The 717-nt window shown below is 67.8% G+C and carries 1 protein-coding gene; it reads left to right on the top strand.

Annotated features, from left to right (window positions below):
• A partial coding sequence (locus tag HR086_RS47285; protein ID WP_174468953.1) for a condensation domain-containing protein occupies positions 1-717 on the top strand: 717 nt, incomplete at both ends.

A 717-nucleotide genomic window follows, 5' to 3' on the forward strand; every position in this document is an offset into this window, starting at 1 on the left:
GCGAGCTGCTCGCGCAGGTGAAACGCACCACGCTCGGCGCCTACGAGCATCAGGACGTCCCCTTCGAGAAGCTCGTCGAGGAACTCAACCCTCACCGCACCCTCAGTCACTCGCCGCTGTTCCAGGTCATGCTCGTCCTGCAGAACGCACCGACGACGAGCATGGAAGTGCCTGGGAGCACGGTGGAGACGTCACCGCTTCGCCTGGAGGCTTTCGACTCGGGAGCGCCGGGCGCGAAGTTCGACCTCACGCTGACACTGGGCGAGGGACTGGAAGGCGCGCTGGGCTACCGGACGGACTTGTTCGATGAGTCCACCATCGCTCGGATGGTCGCGCACTTCGGCACTCTCCTCGACGCCGTCGTCACCACACCGGAGTTGCGGCTGAGCGAGCTGCCGATGTTGCCGACCGAGGAGCGCCGTCAGGTGCTCGTCGAGTGGAACGACACCCGCCGTGAGTTGCCCTGGACTGGCGCCTTCCACGAGCGCTTCGAGGCCCAGGCCGCTCTCACGCCCGACGCCCTCGCCGTCCTCGACGACTCCGCCTCTCTCTCCTTCTCTCAGCTCAACCACCGCTCCAACCAGCTCGCCCACCTGCTGCGCGCCCGTGGTGTCGGGCCCGAAGTCCGCGTCGCCCTCTGCCTGGAGCGCTCCGTCGACTCCCTCGTCGCCCTCCTCGCCATCCTCAAGGCCGGCGCCGCCTACGTCCCTCTCGACT

The sequence above is a fragment of the Myxococcus sp. CA039A genome (genome assembly GCF_013336645.1).
Lineage (GTDB): Bacteria > Myxococcota > Myxococcia > Myxococcales > Myxococcaceae > Myxococcus > Myxococcus llanfairpwllgwyngyllgogerychwyrndrobwllllantysiliogogogochensis.